This is a genomic window from Paenibacillus sp. J22P165 (genome assembly GCF_059692015.1).
This window is the reverse complement of record NZ_JCAUAP010000008.1, coordinates 103,410-128,347: the sequence shown is the minus strand read 5'-3', so window position 1 is coordinate 128,347 and position 24,938 is coordinate 103,410. Positions and strand designations below refer to the sequence as shown.

25 protein-coding genes are annotated in these 24,938 nt (G+C 40.9%); 22 read left to right on the top strand and 3 right to left on the bottom strand.

Features of this window, described 5'->3' with window-relative positions; translation table 11 throughout:
• Positions 1-27: 27 nt before the first annotated feature.
• The 7 genes from AC58QM_RS20720 to AC58QM_RS20690 all read left to right on the top strand — a co-directional run bounded on the left by AC58QM_RS20720 (position 28) and on the right by AC58QM_RS20690 (position 4,968).
• Positions 28-810 carry a carbohydrate ABC transporter permease gene (locus AC58QM_RS20720; RefSeq protein WP_497287101.1) on the top strand — a complete coding sequence of 261 codons (783 nt, stop codon included), beginning with the start codon at positions 28-30 and terminating at the stop codon, positions 808-810.
• A gap of 164 nt (positions 811-974) precedes the next feature.
• Positions 975-1,442 (top strand): DUF2975 domain-containing protein, encoded by a 468-nt coding sequence (locus tag AC58QM_RS20715; protein ID WP_497286748.1) that lies wholly within the window; start codon positions 975-977, stop codon positions 1,440-1,442.
• A gap of 80 nt (positions 1,443-1,522) precedes the next feature.
• Entirely contained in the window at positions 1,523-2,176 is a 654-nt protein-coding gene (locus AC58QM_RS20710; protein ID WP_497286747.1) for a response regulator transcription factor, read from the top strand.
• A gap of 2 nt (positions 2,177-2,178) precedes the next feature.
• On the top strand, positions 2,179-3,564 hold the full coding sequence (locus tag AC58QM_RS20705; RefSeq protein WP_497286746.1) for a sensor histidine kinase: 1,386 nt from the start codon (positions 2,179-2,181) through the stop codon (positions 3,562-3,564).
• Between the two features lie 81 nt (positions 3,565-3,645).
• The gene (locus tag AC58QM_RS20700; RefSeq protein WP_497286745.1) at positions 3,646-4,164 is read left to right on the top strand and encodes a hypothetical protein; all 519 of its coding nucleotides are present in this window, start codon (positions 3,646-3,648) and stop codon (positions 4,162-4,164) included.
• Positions 4,165-4,397: 233 nt separating this feature from the next.
• Positions 4,398-4,718, top strand: coding sequence for an NIPSNAP family protein (locus AC58QM_RS20695; protein ID WP_497286744.1), 321 nt, complete (start codon positions 4,398-4,400; stop codon positions 4,716-4,718).
• Positions 4,719-4,761: 43 nt separating this feature from the next.
• Entirely contained in the window at positions 4,762-4,968 is a 207-nt protein-coding gene (locus AC58QM_RS20690) for a hypothetical protein (protein WP_497286743.1), read from the top strand.
• A 45-nt stretch (positions 4,969-5,013) separates the two neighbouring features.
• On the opposite strand, the gene AC58QM_RS20685 is transcribed toward AC58QM_RS20690, so the two are convergent.
• Positions 5,014-5,925, bottom strand: coding sequence for a LysR family transcriptional regulator (locus AC58QM_RS20685; RefSeq protein WP_497286742.1), 912 nt, complete (start codon positions 5,923-5,925; stop codon positions 5,014-5,016).
• 340 nt (positions 5,926-6,265) lie between these two features.
• Here AC58QM_RS20685 and AC58QM_RS20680 point away from each other — a divergent pair, with 340 nt between their 5' ends.
• The 5 genes from AC58QM_RS20680 (at position 6,266) to AC58QM_RS20660 (ending at position 10,337) form a co-directional block, all read left to right on the top strand.
• Positions 6,266-7,249: an SLAC1 anion channel family protein gene (locus AC58QM_RS20680; RefSeq protein ID WP_497286741.1), complete on the top strand. Its 984-nt coding sequence runs from the start codon at positions 6,266-6,268 to the stop codon at positions 7,247-7,249.
• Between the two features lie 93 nt (positions 7,250-7,342).
• Positions 7,343-7,885 (top strand): NAD(P)H-dependent oxidoreductase, encoded by a 543-nt coding sequence (locus tag AC58QM_RS20675; RefSeq protein WP_497286740.1) that lies wholly within the window; start codon positions 7,343-7,345, stop codon positions 7,883-7,885.
• A gap of 205 nt (positions 7,886-8,090) precedes the next feature.
• Positions 8,091-8,774, top strand: a complete 684-nt coding sequence (locus AC58QM_RS20670) for a DUF7002 family protein (RefSeq protein ID WP_497286739.1) — start codon at positions 8,091-8,093, stop codon at positions 8,772-8,774.
• A gap of 22 nt (positions 8,775-8,796) precedes the next feature.
• Entirely contained in the window at positions 8,797-9,726 is a 930-nt protein-coding gene (locus AC58QM_RS20665; RefSeq protein WP_497286738.1) for a hypothetical protein, read from the top strand.
• Between the two features lie 215 nt (positions 9,727-9,941).
• Entirely contained in the window at positions 9,942-10,337 is a 396-nt protein-coding gene (locus tag AC58QM_RS20660) for a hypothetical protein (RefSeq protein ID WP_497286737.1), read from the top strand.
• A 13-nt stretch (positions 10,338-10,350) separates the two neighbouring features.
• On the opposite strand, the gene AC58QM_RS20655 is transcribed toward AC58QM_RS20660, so the two are convergent.
• On the bottom strand, positions 10,351-11,229 hold the full coding sequence (locus tag AC58QM_RS20655) for a LysR family transcriptional regulator (protein ID WP_497286736.1): 879 nt from the start codon (positions 11,227-11,229) through the stop codon (positions 10,351-10,353).
• Between the two features lie 94 nt (positions 11,230-11,323).
• Between AC58QM_RS20655 and zwf the strand changes: the two genes are divergently transcribed.
• The 5 genes from zwf to AC58QM_RS20630 all read left to right on the top strand — a co-directional run bounded on the left by zwf (position 11,324) and on the right by AC58QM_RS20630 (position 19,363).
• Positions 11,324-12,817, top strand: coding sequence for a glucose-6-phosphate dehydrogenase (gene zwf, locus AC58QM_RS20650; RefSeq protein ID WP_497286735.1), 1,494 nt, complete (start codon positions 11,324-11,326; stop codon positions 12,815-12,817).
• The gene (gene tkt, locus AC58QM_RS20645; protein ID WP_497286734.1) at positions 12,801-14,795 is read left to right on the top strand and encodes a transketolase; all 1,995 of its coding nucleotides are present in this window, start codon (positions 12,801-12,803) and stop codon (positions 14,793-14,795) included. Before zwf ends, tkt begins: the two co-directional genes overlap by 17 nt.
• Before the next feature lie 52 nt (positions 14,796-14,847).
• On the top strand, positions 14,848-15,516 hold the full coding sequence (gene fsa, locus AC58QM_RS20640) for a fructose-6-phosphate aldolase (protein WP_497286733.1): 669 nt from the start codon (positions 14,848-14,850) through the stop codon (positions 15,514-15,516).
• Positions 15,517-15,611: 95 nt separating this feature from the next.
• Positions 15,612-17,030, top strand: coding sequence for an NADP-dependent phosphogluconate dehydrogenase (gnd, locus tag AC58QM_RS20635; protein WP_497286732.1), 1,419 nt, complete (start codon positions 15,612-15,614; stop codon positions 17,028-17,030).
• A gap of 227 nt (positions 17,031-17,257) precedes the next feature.
• Entirely contained in the window at positions 17,258-19,363 is a 2,106-nt protein-coding gene (locus AC58QM_RS20630; protein WP_497286731.1) for a golvesin C-terminal-like domain-containing protein, read from the top strand.
• A 71-nt stretch (positions 19,364-19,434) separates the two neighbouring features.
• Here the strand turns inward: AC58QM_RS20630 and AC58QM_RS20625 are convergent, their stop codons facing one another.
• Positions 19,435-19,791 carry a hypothetical protein gene (locus AC58QM_RS20625; protein ID WP_497286730.1) on the bottom strand — a complete coding sequence of 119 codons (357 nt, stop codon included), beginning with the start codon at positions 19,789-19,791 and terminating at the stop codon, positions 19,435-19,437.
• A 224-nt stretch (positions 19,792-20,015) separates the two neighbouring features.
• Between AC58QM_RS20625 and AC58QM_RS20620 the strand changes: the two genes are divergently transcribed.
• The 5 genes from AC58QM_RS20620 to AC58QM_RS20600 all read left to right on the top strand — a co-directional run bounded on the left by AC58QM_RS20620 (position 20,016) and on the right by AC58QM_RS20600 (position 24,895).
• Positions 20,016-20,573, top strand: coding sequence for a TetR/AcrR family transcriptional regulator (locus AC58QM_RS20620; protein WP_497286729.1), 558 nt, complete (start codon positions 20,016-20,018; stop codon positions 20,571-20,573).
• Between the two features lie 30 nt (positions 20,574-20,603).
• Positions 20,604-21,380, top strand: a complete 777-nt coding sequence (locus AC58QM_RS20615) for a metallophosphoesterase (protein WP_497286728.1) — start codon at positions 20,604-20,606, stop codon at positions 21,378-21,380.
• A gap of 147 nt (positions 21,381-21,527) precedes the next feature.
• Positions 21,528-22,871 (top strand): FAD-binding oxidoreductase, encoded by a 1,344-nt coding sequence (locus AC58QM_RS20610; protein ID WP_497287100.1) that lies wholly within the window; start codon positions 21,528-21,530, stop codon positions 22,869-22,871.
• A gap of 160 nt (positions 22,872-23,031) precedes the next feature.
• On the top strand, positions 23,032-23,553 hold the full coding sequence (locus tag AC58QM_RS20605; protein ID WP_497287099.1) for a sigma-70 family RNA polymerase sigma factor: 522 nt from the start codon (positions 23,032-23,034) through the stop codon (positions 23,551-23,553).
• Positions 23,546-24,895: a DUF4179 domain-containing protein gene (locus AC58QM_RS20600; RefSeq protein WP_497286727.1), complete on the top strand. Its 1,350-nt coding sequence runs from the start codon at positions 23,546-23,548 to the stop codon at positions 24,893-24,895. Before AC58QM_RS20605 ends, AC58QM_RS20600 begins: the two co-directional genes overlap by 8 nt.
• Positions 24,896-24,938 lie beyond the last annotated feature (43 nt).

Below are 24,938 nucleotides of genomic sequence, written 5' to 3'. Positions count from 1 at the left end.
ATCATCAAGACTATAAGTGTCATTTGCATGATTGCTCTAGTCCTTATTTTTGCAATGCCATTTGGCTGGATGCTTTCTACTTCACTGAAGACGCTGCCTGAAACCATGATTTTCCCGCCAAATTGGATCCCCAAACATTTCATTTGGAGCAATTATTCAAAAGCATGGGGTTCAGGTCCGTTTTTACACTATATTACGAACAGTGTTATTATCTCGATTAGTATTCTCGTAGCGCAGATGCTAACGATTATTCCGGCAGCCTATGCTTTTGCGCGCTATAAATTTAAGGGTTCAGGCTTTTTGTTTGGCATGGTTATGATAACGTTAATGATTCCGTCGCAATTAATTTTCTTGCCTGTTTATTTACAATTAAGTACATGGAAATTGCTGAACACACATCTAGCTCTGATTCTCCCCTTTGCGTCCAGCGCTTTCGGTATTTTCTTATTGCGGCAATCGTTTAAACAAGTTCAAGAAGAATTGATTGAAGCAGCGAGGTTGGATAGTGCCAAAGAATGGCAGATTATTGTCAAATTAATGGTACCGATGGCCAAGCCCGTATTAGCCACATTTGCTTTGTTTAGCTTTATTGCGCATTGGAACGATTACTTCTGGCCACTCGTTATGACGACAGATGATGTCGCAAGAACATTGCCTCTGGGGATTGCTAAAATTAGGGAAGAAGAGGGCGTAGCCAATTGGAATGTGTTAATGGCCGGCAATATGATGTTAGTAACACCGATTCTGATCGCATTCTTTTTTGCGCAACGGCATATCATTCGCGCGTTTGTTTATACGGGGGTTAAGTAAATAGGTAGTAATGCAGGGAACCATGTTGATCATGGTTCTTTTTTTTGTACTCGACTCATATGTAGATAACAATAATAGTATATTTAAAAACAATGTTATTTTATTGAATAACGATAAATAATGTGTTAGAATCATGTTGTCATTAAATAAGTGAGGTGTCATAGATGAATGTTAAACGAGGTTCAACCACTTTCTTAAAGGTCATAATTTTTCTAGCGGGAATTGCAGTACTTGCTTTGTGTATCTGGTTGCCAGTGATAGCCATTAAAGATGCAAAAGCACATCCAGATACGGCCTATTTCTTAATCCCCTTTTTAGTATGTGCTTACGGATTCTGTGTGGCGTTTTCGGTTGCGTTGTTTCAAGCTTATAAACTATTAACCTACATCGAAAAGAACAATGCTATCTCTGAATTATCGCTTACTTCTTTGAAAATAATAAAGAGATGCGCTTTTGCCGTCATTTTCCTCCTCTTGATAGGAATTGTAAGCTTGCGGGTACTTGCTCAAGTTACAGTTAGCGATGACGCTGCGGGTCCTACATCATTATGTCTAATGGCTATTCTAGTAACAAGTATCTTCGCAGCCATCGTAGACGTACTTCAAAAGCCAATCAAAAATAGGAACCATTAATATGGATGGGGAACAAATTTTACAACTCGATAACAACTTCCAATGAAGTATTTGATATGCTTGTTATGGAGTGTGATCGTATGGCTAAAATACTCATCGTAGATGATGAGAGAGCAATCAATGATTTAATCGCGGTTAATTTAAAAATGGTCGGGCACGAATATGTTCAATTGTATAGCGGGGATCAGGTTTCTGATGTTTTGCATGAGCATAAAATTGATTTGGTCATTCTGGATGTGATGCTTCCAGGCAAAGACGGGTTTGAAGTTATCTCCGAAATCGTGAAACGAAACGTACCTGTGATCTACTTAACGGCCAGAGATTCACTTGCTGATAAAGTTCATGGCTTGGAAATCGGTGCTGAGGACTACATAGCCAAACCATTTGAAGCCGTGGAACTAATTGCTCGCATCCATGTCATATTGAGAAGAAACCATCGGGAGAATAACGAATTCAAGCTAGATGGTATTGCTGTAGATTTAGACAAGCATACTGTGATGGTTCAGGGACAACTCATTGACATGACATACAAAGAATTTCAACTGCTTGAACTGCTTATTCAAAATAAAAATATTGCCTTGTCTAGAGAAAGAATTGTCGAACGCGTATGGGGATTCGATTTCTACGGAGATACAAGGACGGTTGACGTCCACATTCAGAAGCTGAGAAAGAAGCTTAATTGGGACAATCAGATTAAAACAGTGTATAAGTACGGTTACAGGCTTGAGGTGTAAGTATGAAGTTTTGGCAGAAAACGTATTTGCTTGTCCTGCTTGTTTTTCTAATTGTCTTCGATCTAGGTGCATATGGACTTCTTAAAAAGAGTTATCAATTAAACGAGAAGATGGACATCGCAAGAGGGATTAACGAGTTTGAGGGCTTTGAAAATGCCTTAAGTTATATACTTAATGTTTATATTGAAAGTACTGGCGGAGCCGACTATGGCTCCGTTATTGGTGCTTTTGCAGCCAATTATTATAAAAAAGGGATTCAAGCTGAAGTGTACAATGGGAACCAACTGATCTTTTCAAATGCTTATCAATTTGATGGCAAACGTGAAGAATTGCAGGGGGATTCCCGTAAAAGCACATACAGAAAGTTGCAGGGACAGCTCTGGATTTTTGTTGGGGGGAAGATGGATTTTCAGGGACTCAGGTTGGTCCTCTCCAGAAATTCCGACTATCTGCAAGCATATTATCAGTCTCTGCTCCATTATTTTATAACGCTCAGTGTCGTGATATCAGTGCTATTATCGGTTGTGCTCATTTTACTCCTATTTCAATTAACTTCACCGATTAGACGGTTAAATAAAGGGGTTAAGGACATAGCCGCGGGTGCTTACCATAGACGCGTTAAGGTGAGTGGCAATGACGAAATCGGGGAGTTAGCACAAAATTTCAACAAGATGGTTGATGCCGTTTCTACGAATATTGAAACGATTCAAAAAGCAAACGAAGAGAAACAAACGTTTATTAACAATCTTACCCACGAAATAAAAACGCCGATAACGGCAATAAAGGGGTATAGTGAGTTTTTGACTCACGCCAACTATGATGAAGATGATCGGAGAATGGCCATCCGTTACATTCATGAGCATGCCAACCGACTGGATCTGCTTTCAAAAAAGATGATGGAATTGTTATATTTGAAAAATGGCGAAATCTCCTTAGAACGCGTTGATTTAAATGAACTGTTTATGTATGTGGTAACCATGGTGCAGCACCAGTTGGATGTTAAACAAATAACAGTTGAAACCGAATGTTTAGCTCATCACATCGTTGGTGATAAAACGCTATTGCAATCGTTATTCATAAACGTAGTGGAAAATAGTGTGAAAGCCTCCTATCCTGGAGGGAAGATTACGTTGAGAAGCAGCTACCGAGAAAAAGACGTTATTGTCGAAGTGCTCGACTATGGGAAAGGTATTCCTGCGAAGGACATTGCACAACTAACAGAGGCATTCTATGTGGTGGACAAATCACGTACCAAAGAACTGGGCGGAATCGGATTAGGCTTAGCGATTTGCAGTCAAATCGCTGAGCTTCATCATGCGCGCATCCAAATTACATCGATAGAGAACGAATTTACGAAAGTTTCGGTTGATTTTACAACTCCATCATAACGAAGAAACAAGTTTATCATATCGCTCCCTTATTCTATAAGTGTAACAAGCGATATCAATGAAACGATGGAGGTAATGGAAATGAAGAAAAAGATGTATGCAACACTACTTACGGCAGGCGTAGCGGCGGCGTTGATTGCAGGCAACGGTGCAATTTCAGCTTTTGCTCTATCTGTGGATTCAGCACCAAGTGTCAATGTGACAGGTCAAGGTCAACAGAAGGTGGCTGTACCGCAACCTGTAGATTCTAATGCTCAAGGATCTACGATGGAAGGATTTACACCAAATCCTAATTATCGTGAACCGGTTAAAACGTCCCAAGATATGAAAGAGGAGCAGGCAATCGAGATTGCCAAAAAAGCGTTGCAAAGCAAATACAATGATTCCTTAGCTGGTTTGGATCAAACTACTTATTTTGTAAATTTGGTGGACAAGGAAGGCACATACTACGCAGTATTCTTTACAACCCCAGTTGATGGTAAAACAAAGCAGCAGCTGAATGACGAAGGCGATGTCTATATCGTAAATGTGAATTCCAAAACGGGTGAAGTTGTTTCTGCTGAAAAAAATCCAGTAGCCAACAATCCAATCGGTGGATAACTTACAACACATATGACAGATCCATATGCGAAAAAGTCCGACTTCTTGTCGGGCTTTTTGTATATGGATTCAATTTATTAATGATAATAATAGAATATCGCGTATTGTAACTTGTGATCAATTGTTTAATAATGAGGCTGTAAGAAGAAGCAAGTGACGTGTATAAAAATATGTGACTTAGTGCACTTACCTATTAATAAGTAAGTGTGTAGGAAAGAATGGAGGATGATCTTATGCTATACGAGTTGCGGATATATGATATTGTACCTGGGCGCATGGAAGCTATCCTAGATCGGTTTCGGGATAATGTGATAGCCCTTCTAGCCAAACATGAAATGAAAACAACGAATTTTTGGGTAGACGCAGACGAATCGAAAAATCGTCTCTATTACGTACTAGAACATGAGAACGCAACTTCTCGCGAACGGAACTTTGAAGCTTTTCTGCAAGATCCAGAATGGCTGGACATTCAGTATAGAACTGAATTAAATGGTCCTCTGTACGAAAAAATAGAGAGCATCTTCATGAAGAATGCACCTTTTTTTAAAGGATGAGTTGATAATTCATAATTCTTATAGAAAGGTGGAATAACATAACATGGAAACAGTTCAATATGACATTGAATTCGATAATGCTATATTATTTGGGCAATTTATCATAGTCGTGAAGGACGGTAGAATTATTGGTGGGGGTATGATTGACGAATGGAATGACAATGAGGTTAAAGTGAGTGAAAAATGGTATTCACGTAAAAATTGTGCGTTTATTGTGTCGCCAGCACCACAAACTTCTATGTACTATTAATAGTAAGAGCCACTTCGAAGTGGCTCTTTTTATTTTGAACATCAACTAAGCTAGTATTGTACTTTCTTCTGCTAACTTCAATTTAACAATATGATGTGATAATAAGTCGATAAATAACCGAGCAGCCGAGCTGACATATTTATCTTTATGATGGATGATGCCAATTTCCCTTTGGAGTGTTGGATTTATGATTTTAATGGCTTTTAATTGTTTATCATTATACATATTCAAGTACGTTCTGGATAGCGCGGTCACGCCTGTACCTGACTTTACAAGGTCTATAATGGTTTCAATGGCCGTTGTTTCGATGATAGGTTCGATATTAATACCACAAGCGGTACTGTTTAAATCAATTACTTGGCGGCATTTATGTGATTGTGGGAAGAGGATGACCGGGTAACTGCTGATTTCGTCAAAATTAATATGGTCACGGTTGGCCAATGCATGCTCTTGAGAAACAGCCAAATAGATATCTTCTTTGTACAATGGAATTTTGCGAATACGTTCATCTTCGACTGGAAAAATAGTAATAGCCAGATCAATTTGGTTTTGGATAACTCGTTCGACAATATCGTCAAGATTTAGAATTTTAATCTGTACTTCAGGATAAATGTGATGAAAGTCAAGTAACAAAGACGAAACGAGCTGAGTTAGCTCACCAGGGAGTGCACCAATGGATAATGTGCCGCGATTTACCTTCTGAAGCTCCAAAATTTGAACTTTGACGTTAGATAAGGAAGAAAAAATCACTTTGCATTCATTTAATAAAATATTTCCTGCTTCCGTAATGGCAATTTTTTTACCGATTCGATCAAATAATGGAACCCCTAGCTCATCCTCGAGCGACTTTATTTGATGACTCAGTGTCGGCTGACTCATGCCTAGTTTTTCTGAAGCCCTCGTAAAATGCAATTCTTCACATATGGCCATAAAATATTCCAGTTGCCGAAACTCCATAAGTATACCTCACTTTCATATTGATAATGACAAATAGTAGTATGTATTTCGCGAAAAGTAAATGCGCGCGGTATCATTCCTTTAAACTTATACTTTATCATAAACGACATCTTTTTATGTAGGGAAGAAAGGGAAGTCAATCATCCATAATATGAATGATAACGATAGAATTTTGAATATTGATACTTTTCATCAATTATTCAATAATGATACTTATCTTGCAAGAACAACTACCTTTTAATAGGTAAAATTGGAGGGGATGTCTTTAATCCTTTTGAATTTGAACATAGGAACAAGTAAGTTGCGTTGAATACATGATAGAAAGTAGTGAACATCATCCATGCAAACCATAACAGTCGTACAAAAACAAAAAAGTATAGGTTCCATTCAATTCTTACCCGTTAATCTATTTGCGTCGGTTATGGGAATCTCAGGTCTGTCATTGGCATGGAGACAAGCAAGTAAGCTTTTCGGTACTTCACTTGTTATCGCTGATATCATTGGTCTCGTCGCGGTGCTTATATTTATCGTATTAAGCTTAGGTTATATCGCTAAGTGGATCCAATACCCACAAAAGGTCAAAGATGAATTTAAACATCCCATCATAGGTAATTTCTTTGGTACGATCACGATTGCCATTCTATTGTTATCCTCCGTTGTTGGGACTTACAGTGAACGAACGGGTCAAGTGCTCTGGATCATCGGAACCGTAACGACATTAGCACTAAGTTATATCATCGTTGCAAGATTGTTAGGCGGGAATCACGAGCACGGTCATGCCGTACCTGCTTGGCTTATTCCTGGAGTAGGGACCCTTGATATTGCAGTTGCAGGTGGAAATATGCCGTTTGCCTGGGCGCATGAAATTAATCTATTATCTCTGGCGATTGGTGGAATTGTGGCTCTCGTTTTCCTTACCATGATTTTATCCCGATTGATACATCATGCTCCCATGCATGCAGGTTTAACACCTTCCATGCTTATCATGATCGGTCCGTTTGAAGTTGGATTTCTTGGATATATAAATTTTGAGCATCGCATTGACCAGTTCGCATCCATCTTATTTTACTTTGGGTTGTTTTTGTTCATTGTATTATTCTTCAAAGTATTTAAAAAATCAATTCCGTTTGGCGCTTCTTGGTGGGGCGTAAGCTTTCCAATAGCGGCACTCAGCAATGCTGCCTTACAATACGCGATGTTTGTAGATTCTTGGCCGCTCATTGCCGTAGCTGCAATCATTCTTATTTTGATGAACATCGTTCTGGCCGTTCTGTTTGTCCGAACTTTAAAGTCGCTATTTAATGGAAATCTGCTAAAAGGGTGATAATAGAGCTCTTTTCTTCAGATACTACTAGCGTAATTCTGAACTCATTTGTTTTAAATACGACTACATTACTATGAAATGGAGCAAACAAAAATGAAAACATTAGTTATCGTTACGCACCCGAATATCGAGGGTTCCAACTGGAATAAAGCCTGGGTTGAGGAATTACAAAAGCATAATGAATTCACCATACATCAGCTATACAAAACGTACCCGGATGAAAAGATCGATGTAGCCAAAGAGCAGCAATTGCTGGAGTCACATGATCGAATCATTTTCCAATACCCGTTTTATTGGTACAGCACGCCACCGCTACTCAAAAAGTGGTTTGATCAAGTATTGCAATATGGATGGGCTTATGGTCCAGACGGTTCAAAAACAAAAGGCAAAGAAATCGGCGTTGCCATTTCAACTTATGGTACGGAATCTTCCTATCAGCATAGTGGCTCCAATCAATTTACACTTCAAGAATTGCTGCGGCCTATAGAGGCACTTGCTAATTTCATTAGCGCCACTTATTTGCCGCACTTCTCATTAAACGATACAACAAACGTGACAGCGGAGCGACTGGCCAAGAGCAGCAAGGACTACATTCAACATCTTAAAACTGTCAAACCAGCCATGGTTCATTCATGAAATTTATGATTGTATAAACCCGAAAAATTAAGCAGCAGTCCAATGATTTCTTATAAATCTTTGGACTGTTGTTTCTTTCTTCATTAGATCAATTTTGTTATAGAAATAACGCATCATTATGATAGAAAACGGGATATTGATGGTATACATACAGATTTACTATAATCAAATAGCGCACAAAATGGCAGACAAGAGGTATCCACCTATGAACGTAACGACTGTGAACAAAATAACGAACAGCTCGAAAAGGAAGTCCTTGTTTCACTTTACTAGAGCACGAAATTTACCTTCCATTACGCATGTCGATGCTTTGTATTCTTGTCATTATGTAAATCCTCATCTATCGGATGCAAGGAGAGAAGTGAGGAGCGAAATTCAATTCAATGGCCATTTATTTGTAGCAAACGCACATTTAAAAATTGCGGAACAAGTCATGGAGACAAACACTTCTCATCTGGAATTTCATCAATATGTCGATAAGCATGTATTTTTCTGGCCGACACAACGAGATTGTAAGAAAATGCTAGAGATTTATTCAAAAAGGGAACCCAACGAAGCTTTCGCTATCCTTCAATTCGATGCGCAATCATTGATGACTGACTTCTATGACAAGATAAAGTTAACGAAGTACGATTCGGGAAGCTCCCCTCGCTACCCAACTCGCACATCATATAAAAAAAGTTTGCAAATGTTCTTGCCATTAGAGCAGTTTGAGATCATAAATCGAAATGATGTACCTTCAAAACCATCAGAAATACGCGAAGTCCTTGTGGAAGGGAAAGTAACGAATCTGACCCGTTATTTACAAACCGTGTATTGTGATCATACTAGTTTATTGAATGACAATTGGAAAAAGCATGCACAGCCATTACAAGGATTTTATATATAGGCTTCATATAGGAGGACTTAACATGATTTGGACTACATTGAAATCGAGAGGTTTTTTATCGGCTTACCTGCTAATTATTCTCATGCTAGTTGGATCCGTATGTCTACAACAAAAGGAAATTCTCTTTCCGGAAATTGCAGGTATGGCCATAGGAGTTATGGTATTTCCAGTTCCACATTGGATGAAGAAGCCGCTTCACCTGTGGCTTTCTCCGACAATCGCTGCATTCCTAGGTACTTCCTTGAACGGGCTGTCCCTAACGCCTCTTTCGAAACTTTGGTTAGGTTTTGTCATTATCGTCATACTCATGCACATATTTCGCGTGAATTTCGGACCAACGATTCCAGCAGCTTTACTGCCGATCTTTTTAGGATTGCATGACTATGTGTTTGCGATTACGACGGGTATTTTTACTTTTGTGATCATGATAGCCGCTTATAAATGGAGGAAACCAGAAATATTGACGCCAAGTGGTCCGCAAAATTTTCGGAAAATAACCGATACGCTTATCATTAGCATCATCTTATGTCTTTGGATCGGATTGGCATATGCGACAAATCTAGAAGTTATCGTGGTTCCACCTGTATTTGCCCTTATTTTCGAGATATTTCATACGGAGAAATTTAGTTGGAAACTGATTCCTTCCCGGTTAGCGGTATTGACGTTGACAGCTATTTTTGCGGTTGGTGTCTATCACTTGTTATCAGGATCCATCATTTGGGTTGGCGTAATCAATGTACTGATCACGCTCATTCTCTGTGTGTTGTTTAAAACACCTGTACCTGTTGCATTTGGTGTCTCACTAATGCCACTGATCGTTCCTGCATGGGGGACTTGGGCTTTTCCAGTAGGTGTATTTGTTACGACAGGCGTATTGATGGGGTTGTCAGCCGCCTATCGTCAATTCAGAAACAGACAAGTGATACAACAACAAATGTCTAAGCAAAATTAATTCATGAGAAAAAGTCGCCATTATTGGCGGCTTTTTTTCATGAGATCGTGTCCCAAATTAAGAGGGTATCGAAGCGAGCCATTCATGTGGTCTATGGCTACTGTGAAATATATTAATTACTTGTATGCATCAAATTCGTACTATAGTAGAACTACGGAAAGAAGACATCGATTACGGCATGGAAAGTTCCATTCCGCGTGAGAGGAGAGATTACGATGATGCACTATTATTTTTCTGATAAAGCTCATATCTTTTGGGATGATGTGATTGAAGCTGTTGTGATTCGTTGGAATTCGGTAGCTAAAGCAGAGGAATTTCGCGTCCCGTTAGATAAATTGATTGAACTTGCCGTTATAAAAAAAGCAAAAAAAGTACTTATTGATAAAAGTCCTAAAATGGTTTTAGCAGAGGATGCTGAATGGTTTGCGATGGAGTGGTTACCTAAGCTCCTAAATGCGGGCATTCAATATACGGCTACCGTGATTCCAGAGCATACAGTGACTCCTCTCGATATGAAAAATGCGATAGACAAAGAAACATTTCCAATCAACTACCATGAGTTCGAACATATACACAATGCGGTCGGTTGGTTATCCGAAGTATCTGCGTGATAGGCAGAAGCGACTATTGAACCATTTCAATAAACCTGCTTACTGCATTAGATATGGGCATATTGCGCATAATCATAATTCCAACGTGTGAGGGTGGTATCGTTACATCCAATTGAATTTCGAAGAGAGTTCCTTCTTCTAATTCTTTCGACACGAATTCTCTAGTTACGTAGGAAATACCAAGTCCTTTGCGAGCTAACTCAATCAGCAGATCTACACTTCCAACTTCAATTTCAGGCTTGAGTTGATGACCATAACTTTGAAATAATTCGGTGATGGCCATGCGAGCCCGGCTATTGCGTGAGAATAGAATGATTGGGTATTGGAGTAGCATATCCAGTGAGAGAACGACATCTTGAAGCTCTGAATAGAGAGAGCCTGCTACAAAACAATCCTGAAGTTGAAAACTTTCTTTTACTTCTAGTTGAGAGTCGCTAATCGGCATTCGAACAACGCCTAAATCAATTTCACCTTCTTTTAAGAGGGCTATGATCTCCGGCGTTGTTCCATGGTTAAGATGAAGTTTTATGCCAGGATATTGCTTGTGGAAGTTCTCCAAGTATTTAAGTATGTAATGTTTAAACAGAGAATCACTGCCGCCAATCCGCAATTCACCATTATCTAAATTTTTAAGTGCGAGCATTTGTTTCTCAGCCAGTGAGATTAAGATTTGTGACTTCTCAATGTAGGAATATAAAACTTCGCCTTCTTGCGTGAGTGTGACACCTTTTGAATTTCGGAAAAACAATGTCATACCAAAGCTGTCTTCCAGTTGTTTGATGGCGTGGCTGACGCTAGGTTGGGTAAGGTATAAGACTTTTGCAGCTTGTGTTAAACTGCCCGTCTTCGCAGCCCAGTAAAATACTTTGTAGAGTTCATAGTTATTGTTCATAAAATTTCAGCTATAGCTCCTAGATTCGTTTAATGGATATATAGAAACATTATAGATGAGCTATGACGTAGAAACCAGTAAAGGAGCGATTAAATTGGAGCCAGCAACTTTTGTATTATTTGGAGCTACAGGTGATTTAGCCAAAAGAAAGATATATCCAGCTTTATATCAGTTATTTATCGAGCAGAAATTACCTGCTTCTTTTTCCTTGATTGGACTTGGTAGAAGAGAACTATCTGATGAAACATTTCAATCAAATGTAGAGCAATCCCTCCTTACTTTCTCCCGAAGTGGAGTGAAAGATGCTGAAGGAATGAAAAAGTTCTTACGTGCATTTCGTTATCAAGTATTGGATGTTAACCGTAAAGAGGATTACAAGAAGCTATTGCAGTTAGTTGAAGAACGGGAACAAGGGCTTAAATTAGTGCCGAATCGCATGTTCTATTTATCTGTTGGCCCTGAATTTTTTGAAACAATCGCAGCTAACATTCATGAAAGCGGACTTGGTTCAGCGAATGGCTGGAAGCGTCTGGTGATCGAGAAACCATTCGGACATGACTTGACGTCGGCAAGACAATTGAATCAGAAGTTGAACCAAGCATTTAATGAGAATGAAATTTATCGCATCGACCACTACTTAGGCAAACCTATGGTTCAACAAATGAGACAGCTTCTGCACGCTGCGCTTTCCGAGCTCGATTTTAGATCGCGCAAGATAGCCAGTGTACAAATATCCGCAATTGAAACATTAGGTGTGGAGGAAAGAGCTGGTTACTATGATCATGCTGGAGCCATCCGCGATATGTTCCAGAATCATATGCTTCAATTGTTAATGATGTTAACTATCGAATTCCCGACTCGAAGCAAGGTAGAAGAGGTTGGGAAGCTCAAAGGGCAAGTGATAAAGTCCCTAGTCCCTCTTAACAAAATGGACGTTCACAACCATGTTGTTCGTGGTCAATATGGTGCTGGCGTCATGAAAGGGGAGAAGGTTGTCGGCTATACAGATGAATCGGGTATCGCTATGGATTCAACAAATGATACGTTCATTGCAGCCAGACTACAAATCAAAGACCCGTTCTGGAAAGATACTCCCATTTACATCCGAACTGGAAAACGTCTGAACGAAAAAGTAACGAAAATCGTTATAGAGTTTAAAACAGAAGGCTCCTCAAAGGATCTTTTGATCATAGAGATTGGACCTAACGAAGCTATTAGTTTTCAAAGCAGTCAGGCAGGGAAGGAACTTTCGAATGAAGATATAGCTGCTAGAAGCCAACTTAACACACTGAAAGAAGGTGCTAAAGATGCTTATGAAATCCTAATCCATGATGCTTTAGTAGGAGATAAAACCTTCTTTGCCCATTGGGATGAAGTGGAATTGTCATGGGAGTGGGTACAGCCTTTATTGGATGCTTACCAAGAAAATCTTCTTCCGCTTCACATTTATCCAGCAGGAACATACGGACCTCAGGAATCCGATAAATTACTTGAGAAAGACGGCTTCCATTGGTGGTTCGATTCTAAAAACGTATTAAATAACGATGCAACAAAAGGAGAATCTTATACTTATGAATACAACACTTGATCAATTATCCGTAAATACCATCCGTACATTATCCATTGATGCAATCAATAAAGCGAATTCGGGACATCCTGGACTGCCGATGGGAGCTGCCCCAATGGCTTATACATTATGGACCAAACATCTTAAGCACAATCCGTTCCATGGCCAGTGGTTTAATCGCGATCGATTCGTATTGTCCGCGGGACACGGATCTGCACTCCTATATAGCATGCTGCATCTATCGGGTTATCAGGTGACATTGGATGATCTTAAACAATTTCGTAAGCTTGAAAGTAAAACGCCTGGTCATCCGGAATACGGACATACGGATGGTGTTGACGCAACGACGGGTCCATTAGGGCAAGGAATTGCAATGGCTGTAGGAATGGCGATGGCTGAAGCTCATTTGGCTTCCAAATTTAACAAAGAAGCATTTCCGGTCGTTGACCATTATACGTATGCGCTTGTTGGAGACGGCTGCTTGATGGAAGGTATCTCGTATGAGGCGATGTCCATGGCTGGTCATATGAAGCTGGATAAATTGATCGTTTTGTATGATTCCAATGATATTTCTTTAGACGGAGATCTGAACGTTTCCTATTCGGATCATGCACAGTTACGAGCAGAATCAGCAAATTGGCAATACCTGAGGGTAGAAGATGGCAACGATCTAGCTGAAATTTCAAAAGCAATCGAACTCGCCAAACAGGATTCTTCACGACCTACCCTGATTGAAATCAGAACAATTATTGGGTACGGAAGTCCCAAGGTTGCTGGAACGAACAAAGCACATGGTAATCCACTCGGTTTGGAAGAAGCCAAAGCGACGAAGGAAGTCTACGGCTGGACGCATGATGAATTTACCGTTCCTACAGAGGTACAAACTCACTTTGATAAGTTGAAGCAACTAGGGCAAGCTCAAGAAGCAGAATGGAACCAACTGTTCACTTCTTACAAATCATCATTTCCTGAGCTTGGCCAAGAACTCGAAAATGCTATCAATGGCAAGGTTCTAATCGAAGCTGCCGATATTCTTACATTCGATGAGTCAAAAGCTATTTCCACGCGTGTGGCGAGCGGGAATGCGATCAATCATTTCATCAAACAAGTGCCGGCCATCTTCGGAGGAAGCGCCGACTTATCTCACTCCACAATGACGGATATTAGTGGCGAAACAATCTTCGGCTCCGGATCCTATGAAGGACGAAATGTCTATTTCGGGGTGCGTGAACATGCGATGGGAGCAGCCGGTAACGGCATGGCTTTGCACGGAGGCGTCATTCCATTTGTAAGTACCTTCTTCGTCTTTAGCGATTATCTGCGACCATCCATTCGATTGGCTGCCTTGCAGAAACTGCCGATTATTTATGTCTTCACGCATGATTCCATCGCGGTTGGTGAGGATGGCCCGACGCATGAGCCAGTTGAACACTTAGCTGCTCTAAGGACAATTCCAGGACTTACTGTCATTCGTCCGAGTGACGCCAATGAGACGGCGAGCGCGTGGGCTTATGCACTGGAGAACAAGAATGGACCAGTCGCACTTGTCCTTAGTCGACAAAATCTTCCCATTTACAGTGCGACGAAAGCAAATTTAGAAGATGTGAAGAAGGGCGCTTATATCTTAACAGAAACCAACGCGCAACCAGATCTCATCCTCATTGGAACGGGTTCGGAAGTTTCCTTGGCCGTAAATGCGAAACAGGAGTTAGAGAAGGACAATATTTCCGTCAGAGTCGTAGCTATGCCAAGTATGGAGTTATTTGAACGCCAACCAGTTTCCTATAAAGAAACGATTCTTCCTTCTTCTGTTACCAACCGACTTTCCATTGAGGCAGGAATTTCAATGGGTTGGGAACGCTATGTAGGTCCGCGTGGACAAGTGCTAGCTATAAATACGTTTGGAGCATCCGGTGCGGGACCTGAAGTTATGGCACATTTCGGTTTCTCCGTAGAGAATGTCACTCGCTTATCCAAGGGTTTACTCGGTAATTCGTAAATCATATAATTTACAGCATAACCATTCAATTCAACTTATGGAGGTAATGAAAATGAAACTATTTATCGACAGTGCAAATGTAACGGATATCCAAAAAGCTTATAAAGTGGGCGTTCTGTCCGGTGTGACAACAAATCCATCCCTGGTAGCTAAAGAAGGTGTGAAATTCGAGGATCGTATTGAAGAAATTTTAAAATTAGTTCCTAGAGTTGAATCGGTTTCTGCTGAAGTTACACCGGATGCCGTTACGGCTGAGGAAATGATTGCTCAAGCGGAAGAGCTCATCAAAATTAACAATTATGATAAGAACATTACGATCAAACTGCCAATGACTTTAGATGGATTAGAAGCATGCCGTTACTTAGCTGACAAAGGGGTCAAAACAAACGTGACCTTGATCTTTACAGTAAATCAAGCTTTGCTAGCTGCGCGGGCAGGAGCTACGTATGTGTCCCCGTTCTTGGGTCGACTCGATGATATTTCCGAAGATGGCGTACAATTAGTCGTGAAAATTGCTGAGTTATTCCGCGTCCACAGCTTAGATGCGCAAATCATCGCTGCTTCTGTACGTCATCCCGATCATGTCACTCGCGTAGCTATGGCTGGCGCACATATCGCAACCGTACCATTCAGCGTTATCGAACAAATTTCCAAGCATCCGTTAACAGATCAAGGTCTTGAGAAATTTGCTGCCGATTGGAAAAAAGCTGTAAAAGGCTGATCAGATTAAAGATCGAGGTCTGCTGCCGCGGCACAGACCTACGCTTCGATCAACTTTAAATAATCCAACTAGAAACTAACAGGGAGGTAATGACGATGAATAAACAGCAAATTGGTGTCGTAGGTTTGGCCGTTATGGGCAAAAATTTGGCCTTGAACATTGAAAGTAAAGGCTTCTCTGTTGCGATATATAATCGTTCACCTGAGAAAACGAAGGAACTCGTAGCAGAAGCGCAAGGAAAGAATTTCGTTGGTACGTATAGCGTGGAAGAATTTGTCCAATCGCTCGAGACGCCGCGCAAAATATTAATTATGGTAAAAGCGGGCAAACCAACGGACGATACGATTGATCAGCTTGTACCCTACCTCAGTCAAGGAGATATTCTCATTGACGGTGGAAACGCGTATTTCCCAGATACGCAACGTAGAAATAAAGAGCTGCAAGCCAAAGGATTCCGCTTTATCGGCGCCGGTGTTTCAGGCGGTGAAGAGGGAGCCCTTCATGGCCCATCGATTATGCCTGGTGGTCAAAAAGATGCGTATGACTTGGTAGAACCCATCCTAACGGCCATATCGGCCAAAGTGAATGGCGATGCTTGTTCGACCTATATTGGTGAAGATGGCGCGGGCCATTATGTCAAAATGGTACACAACGGCATCGAATATGGGGATATGCAGCTGATTGGCGAAGCGTATCACTTGCTTAAGGATGTTCTTCACTTATCTACGAACGAGCTGCATGAGATTTTCACTGAATGGAACAATGGCGAGTTGGATAGTTATTTGATCGAAATTACGGCCGATATTTTCTCGAAAACAGATCCAGATACGGGCAAACCGATGGTAGATGTAATTCTCGATTCGGCAGGGCAAAAGGGTACTGGAAAATGGACGAGTCAAAGTGCATTGGATCTCGGCGTTCCTTTACCAATCATCACGGAATCTGTATTTGCACGATTCATTTCAGCTATGAAAGAAGAACGGGTAGCTGCAAGCAAACGTCTGAGCGGGCCAGCAGTAGCTAAGTATGAAGGAGATTCTAAAGAATTCATTGAGGCTGTTCGTAAAGCTTTGTACGCTAGCAAAATTGCATCCTATGCCCAAGGTTTTGCTCAAATGAGAGCGGCATCCGATGAATACAAGTGGAATTTGAATTATGGCAGTATTGCAATGATTTTCCGTGGAGGATGTATTATTCGTGCAAGATTCTTGCAAAATATTAAAGACGCCTATGACAGAGACCCATCACTTAAAAACCTGCTATTAGATGAATATTTCGGTGGCATTGTTAAAAATTATCAGGATGCTTGGAGAAAAGTAATTTCACTTGCTGTTACGAGAGGGATTCCTGTTCCTGCGTTTGCTTCTGCTTTAGCCTATTACGATAGCTATCGGACAGAGCGATTACCTGCTAATTTGCTTCAAGCGCAAAGAGATTACTTTGGAGCACATACGTTCCAACGTGTTGATAAAGAGGGTAGCTTTCACTTTCAATGGATGGACAATAATGAATAACATGTAAAATGGCAAAAAAAGAGATGGATCATTCATGATCCGTCTCTTTTTTTTAGGAAAAGTTTATAAATCGTTGATTGAATGACTGTTCATTTCATCTAAATTTTACTAAAATTTTGTGTAAGCGCTTTATTTATTGAGGGGAGGAATGCACAAAGGGCAATCGTTTTGCTCGTATTGCGATTGGATTTTGTAAGTTAATACAAGTATTCGAAAGGGTGATCGAGATGATAATTAGGCATGGTATTCAAAGCGCAAGGAAAGTTGTTACGGCTTCGCTAGCTGTACTATTAATTTTATTAATCTTAGGTGTTGCGCAATCGGCAAAGGCAGCGTCAGTTATGTCAAATACAGACCAAAGCGTTTGGAACGATACGGCGGGTAATCCGATTTGGGCGCAAGGCGGTTGGATGATCAAGGAAGACGATACATTCCTATGGTATGGCATGGACTATTCCGAATCTGGCGTTAAAAATGTAAACTTGCTCAAATCAACTGATTTGGTGAATTGGACGAAACAAGCAAGTACCGTACCAAGCGGTAAGGGGATCGTTGATTTCAGTACCATCAATCCCAAACTGGATGAGCAAGAAGGGACATATGCACCTGGGAAAACAAAACGATTTGACTCCGGTCAATGGATTGGTAGACCTGTGGTTGCCTATAATAGTGCAAACTCTCAGTATGTCATGATTACAGAGTGGAATAGTTTCGATAATAATATTGCCGTTTTCGGACGGAATAAATTAGCTTTTTTCACAAGTACTTCAGCAGAAGGTCCATTTACGTTTCAAAGATACATTGCGAGGCCAAATGGATATAGCATGGGCGATTTAGGTTCTATTTTCACTGACGATGATGGCAGTACGTACATTACGTTTACGGTGGATGTTGGCTCGAATTGGAACGGTGGATTCCAACTTAGTAAATTGACTAGCAATTATCTAGACATTGCGGAAAGCACGAAATATTTTGGATGGACGGAAGGTAATAAAGAAGCAACAACATTAATTAAGCGTGGATCCCAGTATTATCTGTTTGCCTCAATGACGAACGGTTTCAAATCAACACCTTCTTATTATTACACTACAAGTAGCTTATCGGGAGCCTGGACGTACAAATGGGACATACTGACATCGCCAAGTTCAGGCAATTCATTTGATACGCAGATTGACCAAGTTCTACCGATCCAAGGAACGGAGGGATTGATGTATGTTTATCTCGGCGACCGCTGGACCAATAATGGTTGGGATGGTAGTAAAGGGATAGGCAGAAATGGATGGTACCCCTTAACATTTAATAGTGCGGGAGTTCCAACCATAAATGGGTATAAAAATTGGGAGATTGATGCAGCTGCAGGTACATGGACTCCTGTTGTACCGACAGAACCTGTCATGCAGACATTACTATCGGATAATTTTGAAGATGGCAATGCGCAGGGCTGGACAGCACTTAACGGCAGCTGGTCGGTCGTTACAGATGCAACGTATGCTTACGAACAATCTACGAACATCGCCGCTGAGGCAGTTGCAACGGCAGGCGACGGATACTGGACGAATTACGACATTCAAGCGGATATTAGTCCGAAATCGGCTACATCTGGAGCAGCGACAGGTATCATTGGCAGATTTGTAGACAATAACAACTACTACTTATTGAGGCTTAGTACGAATCAAGTTCAATTGCTCAAAAAGGTGAATGGGACATTTACAACGCTGGCCTACAAATCCTATACAGTGAACCCGAATACCGTATATAACCTTAAACTATCGATGAAAGGCAGTACGCTTGTTGGATCGGTGAATGGGGTGAACGAGCTAACCGTCAATGACACCTCACATACAGCAGGCAAAATCGGGATCCGTACTTACAATCAAGTAGCTACGATTGATAACGTACTAGTAAAAGGCGTTCAAGTTGAAGTAATCGTGGACAATAACGATTCGGCACCTGCTTTCACAACAACGGGTACATGGACATCCAGCACATTTGACGCTGGCTACTATAACACAAATTACTTACATGATGGAGCCGCCGCTGCAAATGCGGATAAATCCGCCGTATGGACACCGACGATTACGGAAGCAGGGAATTATAAAGTATTTATGCGTTGGGCTGCTGCAGCGAACCGTCCGACAACCGCTCCATTGGAAATTACCTACGGCGGCTTGATGGATACAACGAAAACCGTAAATCAAACTTTGAATGGGAATACGTGGGTTGATCTAGGTACTTATACATTCACCGCATCCTCTACGAACAATTCAGTTAAGATTGTAGCCTCTGCGCCGGGGTACACAATCGCCGATGCAGTAAGGTTTCTCAAGCAGTAAGAATGAAGTAACGGCATTCATCATAAAAACAAACCATTCCCGGATAAAAGGAATGGTTTGTTTCATTTGCTTTATAGCGTCTTATTCATAGGGAGAGTCTTTTTATTTTCCTCCGTAACGGATTCAACACTAGGATTAGTGACTGGTTTTTCATTTTCACCGTTTTCGTCAGTAGGTAACGGAGTTTGAATATCCTCGTTACTATGTTCATTAACATGATTCAAAGTATGCATAACTTTTTGAGAAGTATCTATAATTTTGCCATCTAACTCAGCAGCTTTACTTCTTAGCCGTGCGGAGCGCACAGGGTCACTTGACCAACTTAATGCTTCAGTTTCAAGTGTCAATTGCGCTTTTTGCACACTTTCGACTTGGTTCATTTCGTTATGTGTAGATAGTATGACTCGGATGACTCGGTTGAATGACAATAGGAACCTCTAACCTTCCAGGCGTACGTACGTTCTTTAGATGTATTGTAATATTCATCCCTAATCTCCTTTTGATCTTGCATGTTGATGCGATATGGCACATATGTGTATAATATAAAGTGAAATTTTGCCATCTACAATTATCAAAAAAGCGATTTTTGTGCCTAATGGCACATATGGTAACTTATTGTGCAATACGATGATAAAAGACTGGTGATGATAACATGCACGTGATCGATAGAAGAGTTGTCAAATCTCGAGAATCAATCAAAAGCGCTTTTATAGAATTGATGTCTCAGAAAAATTTTAATGAAATTACGATCCAAGATATTTCCGATCGAGCAAATGTCGGTCGAAGAACCATTTATCACCACTATTTAGATAAGTTCGATCTACTAGATAAACTGATTGAAGAACATATCAACGAATTGAGGAAAATTTGCGAATCAACTTCAGACTTAGATTTCGTATCAGCAAATGTGATGATCTTTGAACATTTTGATCGCAATCAGACATTTTTTTCAACGATGCTCGCAAGCAATGGAGTCACGACATTTCGTAGTCGTCTTCTGGCGTTTCTTATTGAACAATTACAACATGAAGTAGATATTACCCAAGGAATTAATAAAGGGTTAAATAAAGGGATTATTCTCACATTCTTGGGGACTGCTATTGCAGGCATAATCGAAGCGTATATAAGGAATGAAATGACAGAATCGCCTAAAGTTGTGGCTGAACACGTCGGGATGTTATTAGAGCGAAATCTATTCATGACATCCTAAATAAAATTCTTATTGGGAAGGAGGGAGTACTTGGAAGGGAATTTATTGAATTGCCTTTACATATTGCTGTTCATCCTTTTGTTCTACATAAGCTTTATCTTACCTACACAATGGCTAAAAATGGAGCGAATCGCATATCCACTTCAGCTTAACTTGAGAATCCTCCAAATTAGTGATTTGCATGTTGAGCGGTTACGTATTAGTCCAGCTAGAATAGCTGCCATTATCGATAAAGAAAAACCCGATTATATTTTTATAACTGGCGATTTTACCAAGCACCGCAAAAGCCTTCCTAGACTAGAAGCGTACTTAAGAGCGCTGTCCATTTGTCATGTACCTATCTACTGCGTGCTTGGTAACCATGATTATCAGCAGAAAAATGTAACGGAACTTGTCCAACTTTTAAGAAAATATGGGCTTCATTTGTTAAGAAATGAGTCGCTGCACTTGGAGAAGTTTGATTTAATAGGTATTGATGATTTCGATTCACATAAGAGTGACATTGATGCTGCGTTTCAAACCGTTGATCCCAGTAAACCGAAACTCATTATTACGCACGATCCTAACGTAGTCCTACACATAGATAAAGCATATGACTATTTAATGGCTGGTCATCTTCATGGTAAACAATTCAATATTCCTTATTTCTTTAAAATAAAAGACGCAGGTAAGTTACCTAGAATGGGTATTTATAAGGGATTGCATAAACAATCGAATGGGGCTTACTACATATCCAAGGGTATCGGTCAAACAGGAATCAATGCTAGATTTTTGGTTAGAAGCGAAATAACAATACATGATTTATGAAAAATAGAAATAACCATATATGACGTAAATAGATACCCTCCCTATAAGCATAAGCCTATACCTTCGACAAATATCCTTCATACGTTATAGGATGTATGACTTATGTCCGCATGATTTGTCAATAGCTCATAGGGAGTTGGAGTTGTGATATCAAAAACAGGACTTACGGGACGTGTGATCTTTAAAGGTGATTTGGGATATGATACGGCACGAAAGAATTGGGATCCCCATACGAATAAATTTCCAAAAGTATTTGTGTTCGCTCAAAGTTCAAAGGATGTGGCCAATGCAATTAAATGGGCACGTAAAAATAATGTCCCCATTCGGCCAAGAAGTGGAAGACATGCTTTAGAACCAAACCTGTCACAAGTTAATGGCGGCATTGTAATTGATGTTAGTGAAATGAAGAAAATTCAACTCAATAGAAAGCTCGGAACTGTTGTTGTGGAATCAGGCAATCGGGTGGGAAGAATAGTAGACACGCTTGCCCGTAAAGGTTTTATAGCTCCCTTTGGTGACAGTCCTACTGTTGGAATCGGCGGAATCGCACTCGGCGGCGGAATCGGTCCACTCCAACGGACAACAGGCCTCATTTGTGATAATTTACTCGGAATCGAAATGGTTGACGCCAAGGGACGAGTCATTATTGCTAACAAAAAACGTAACTCAGATCTTCTATGGGCTTCGCGTGGAGGTGGTGGCGGGAACTTTGGTGTATACACCAAATATAAATTTAAAGTGCTTCGAGCACCAGCCAAGGTTACCGTCTTCCAGGTCACGTGGCCATGGGAACAGTTCGAAGATGTCGTAAAAAAATGGCAGCTATGGGCGCCTTCCACAAGCACCAAACTAGGCAGTGAGTTATCGGTTGGTCCTAAAAAAGGCGGCAATGTTAGTATGTTAGGACTATATCTCGGTTCAAAAAAAGAAGCACTTCACTTTCTAGAACCCATTTTAAGTGTTGGAACTCCGACTCAAAAAACCATCAAGTTCCTACCATACTTGGAAGCAACGAAGTTCTTATTAGCTCCTGATCCGGTACTTACTCAGAAATTCAGCAATCAATTCTCCAGTGGGTTTGGCAGACGTCCATTTCCAGATAAGGCCTATAAGACGATGCGTACATTCCTAGAAAAAGCAGAGGCAGGTACTCCAGCCGGGTTCTACTTCCTCAACTGGGGTGGGGCTATAAAACGCATAGCTCCTAAAGCTACCGCGTTCTACTGGCGTGATCCAAAGTTCTACGTTGAATGGAACAGTTCATGGGTTAAACCTTCTCATGCTGCTCAAAATATTGCCTTAACTAGGAACACAAGGAAGAAGCTTCAACCTTATATTGTAGGGTCTTATATAAATGTTCCTGATCAAGGGATCAAATGTTCGGGACCGGTCTATTACGGAAAAAACTACGCGCGATTGCGGAGAGTAAAGGCTAAGTATGACCCTAATAACGTGTTTAATAATCCGCAAAGTATTCCTCCAGCTAAATGATTGTTCATGTCAGCTGAAATATAAGTAATTGACGTATGGATGCAGCGCGACTCTTGCGCTGCTTTTTTTTGGCATTGAACTAAAAAAGTAAACGCCTACCAAAACTGTTTCCATCTTTTTGCAGTCTAATAGGTAGGAAAACGGCAAGGAGGGGTTTTGGCTGGATACGAAAGATTGGGTAGCAGCAGCAAAAGCAGGAAAGGAAGACGCCTTCCTTGCGTTATTGGAAACGCGAAAGGAGCGGCTGTTTCGGATTGCTATTGGCTACCTTCATAATGAAACGGATGCATTAGATGCCGTTCAAGAGACGGTATGTCGAGCTTTCCAAAACCTGAAAAAGCTAAAGCAGCCCGAGTATTTCGATACTTGGCTTGTACGCATTTTACTAAATGCCTGTGCGGATGAATATCGAAGGAAACGAAAGACGGCTTATACAGGGAAAGAATCAAAAAGATCAGGTTTTGAAGATACGAGCGACACGAGGGTCAGCCTTCGTCAAGCCGTGGATCAGTTGCCTCCTGAGCAGAAGGAAATCATTATATTAAAATACTATCAGCAATTTACATTGAGCGAGGTCGCCGCATTGCTCGAATGTCCAGAAGGTACAGTCAAAACAAGGCTGCATAAAGCGCTTGTCAAGCTGCGGCAAACACTTGGCGAGGAGGTAACTTGCTTTGCTTAAATCTGAGAATGGATTGGAAGAGCTATTACAGGAAGAAGGGGCGGAATTACAGGCTTTTGCGATACCAACCCAACTAGATGAAGTGATACGACAAGGGATGAGCATGTCAAAAAGACGGAACCGTCAACGTGCTCGCCGACGTTATGCAACAGCTGTAAGTATGCTGATCGTGGGCATGTTTTTACTTGGTATGGTACGCGTATCTCCTGCATTTGCTTCATTTATTGCGGGATTGCCCGGCCTATCGGGTATCGTAACATTGGTGGCTGGCGACAAAGGGCTTCAGGGAGCTGTCAGGAGCGAATTCGTACAGCCGATGGAAGTGAGCGACAGTCATGACGGTGTCACGTTTACAGTTCAAGGTATAATAGCCGACGATACTCGGTTAAATGTATTTTTCACTATGAAAATGCCATCTGCAGTAGAAACGATACCTTACGATCATCTTCGGATATATGATGCCGATACAGGAGAAGAGCTTCCAGTTGGAATCGGTTTTGGTTATGCAACGACAGGTACACATGGGGAGCCGAGACAGGAATTTCTAGATAGGATGGATATAACATTTTCCGCTGATCAAAAGATGCCCGATCGCGTTGGGGTTAGTTTTAGGCTGATGCCTTTCGAAAATAAAACATGGAACGCTGTCATTCCCATTGATAAAGCGCGATTTAAAGGGTTGAAAGAAACGATTCAGCTTGGGCAAACTGTTACTGTGGATGGTCAACGTGTGTTGTTTAAGGAAGTTACGATTAATCCCACTAGCATTCAAGTTGAAGTCGCATTCAATGCAAGTAATTCGATGAAGCTGTTTGGAATAAATGACTTACGAATTGTAACGGATACAGGTGAGGAACTTCGTAATCAAGGCTGGTTTGGTAATCAAGACGGGGGACAAACACTGCAGTTTGAGAGTGCCTTTTTTTCCAAGCCGAAGCATCTTGTTTTAAAAGGAAGCCGCATCATGGCACTAGATAAATCGAAACTGGAAATGAAGCTCAATTTGGATGAGAAAAGAATCGTGCAAGCGCCAGACGATAAAGTTCGAATCATAACCGTAGATAAAGCTGCTGATGATCATTATAGCATCGTATTAGGTGTCCAATCGGATCCGGATCGAGACCATTTCGGGTTTTCCATTCTTGATGGAAAGGTACATGATGCGAGTGGGGCGGAGTTTCGATGGGGAAGCTATCGCACGACCTCCACGAACGTAGACGGCAAAGAGAGTATGATAAGCACACAATTAATCTTAGATAAACCTTTTACAAATCCATTCACATTTGAAATTACAAACTATCCATCTTGGATTGAGCAACCATTTGAGATCAAGTTGAAGTAACCAGATCCCCGTAAATCGGGGATTTTAGTAACCTAAAGGGGAT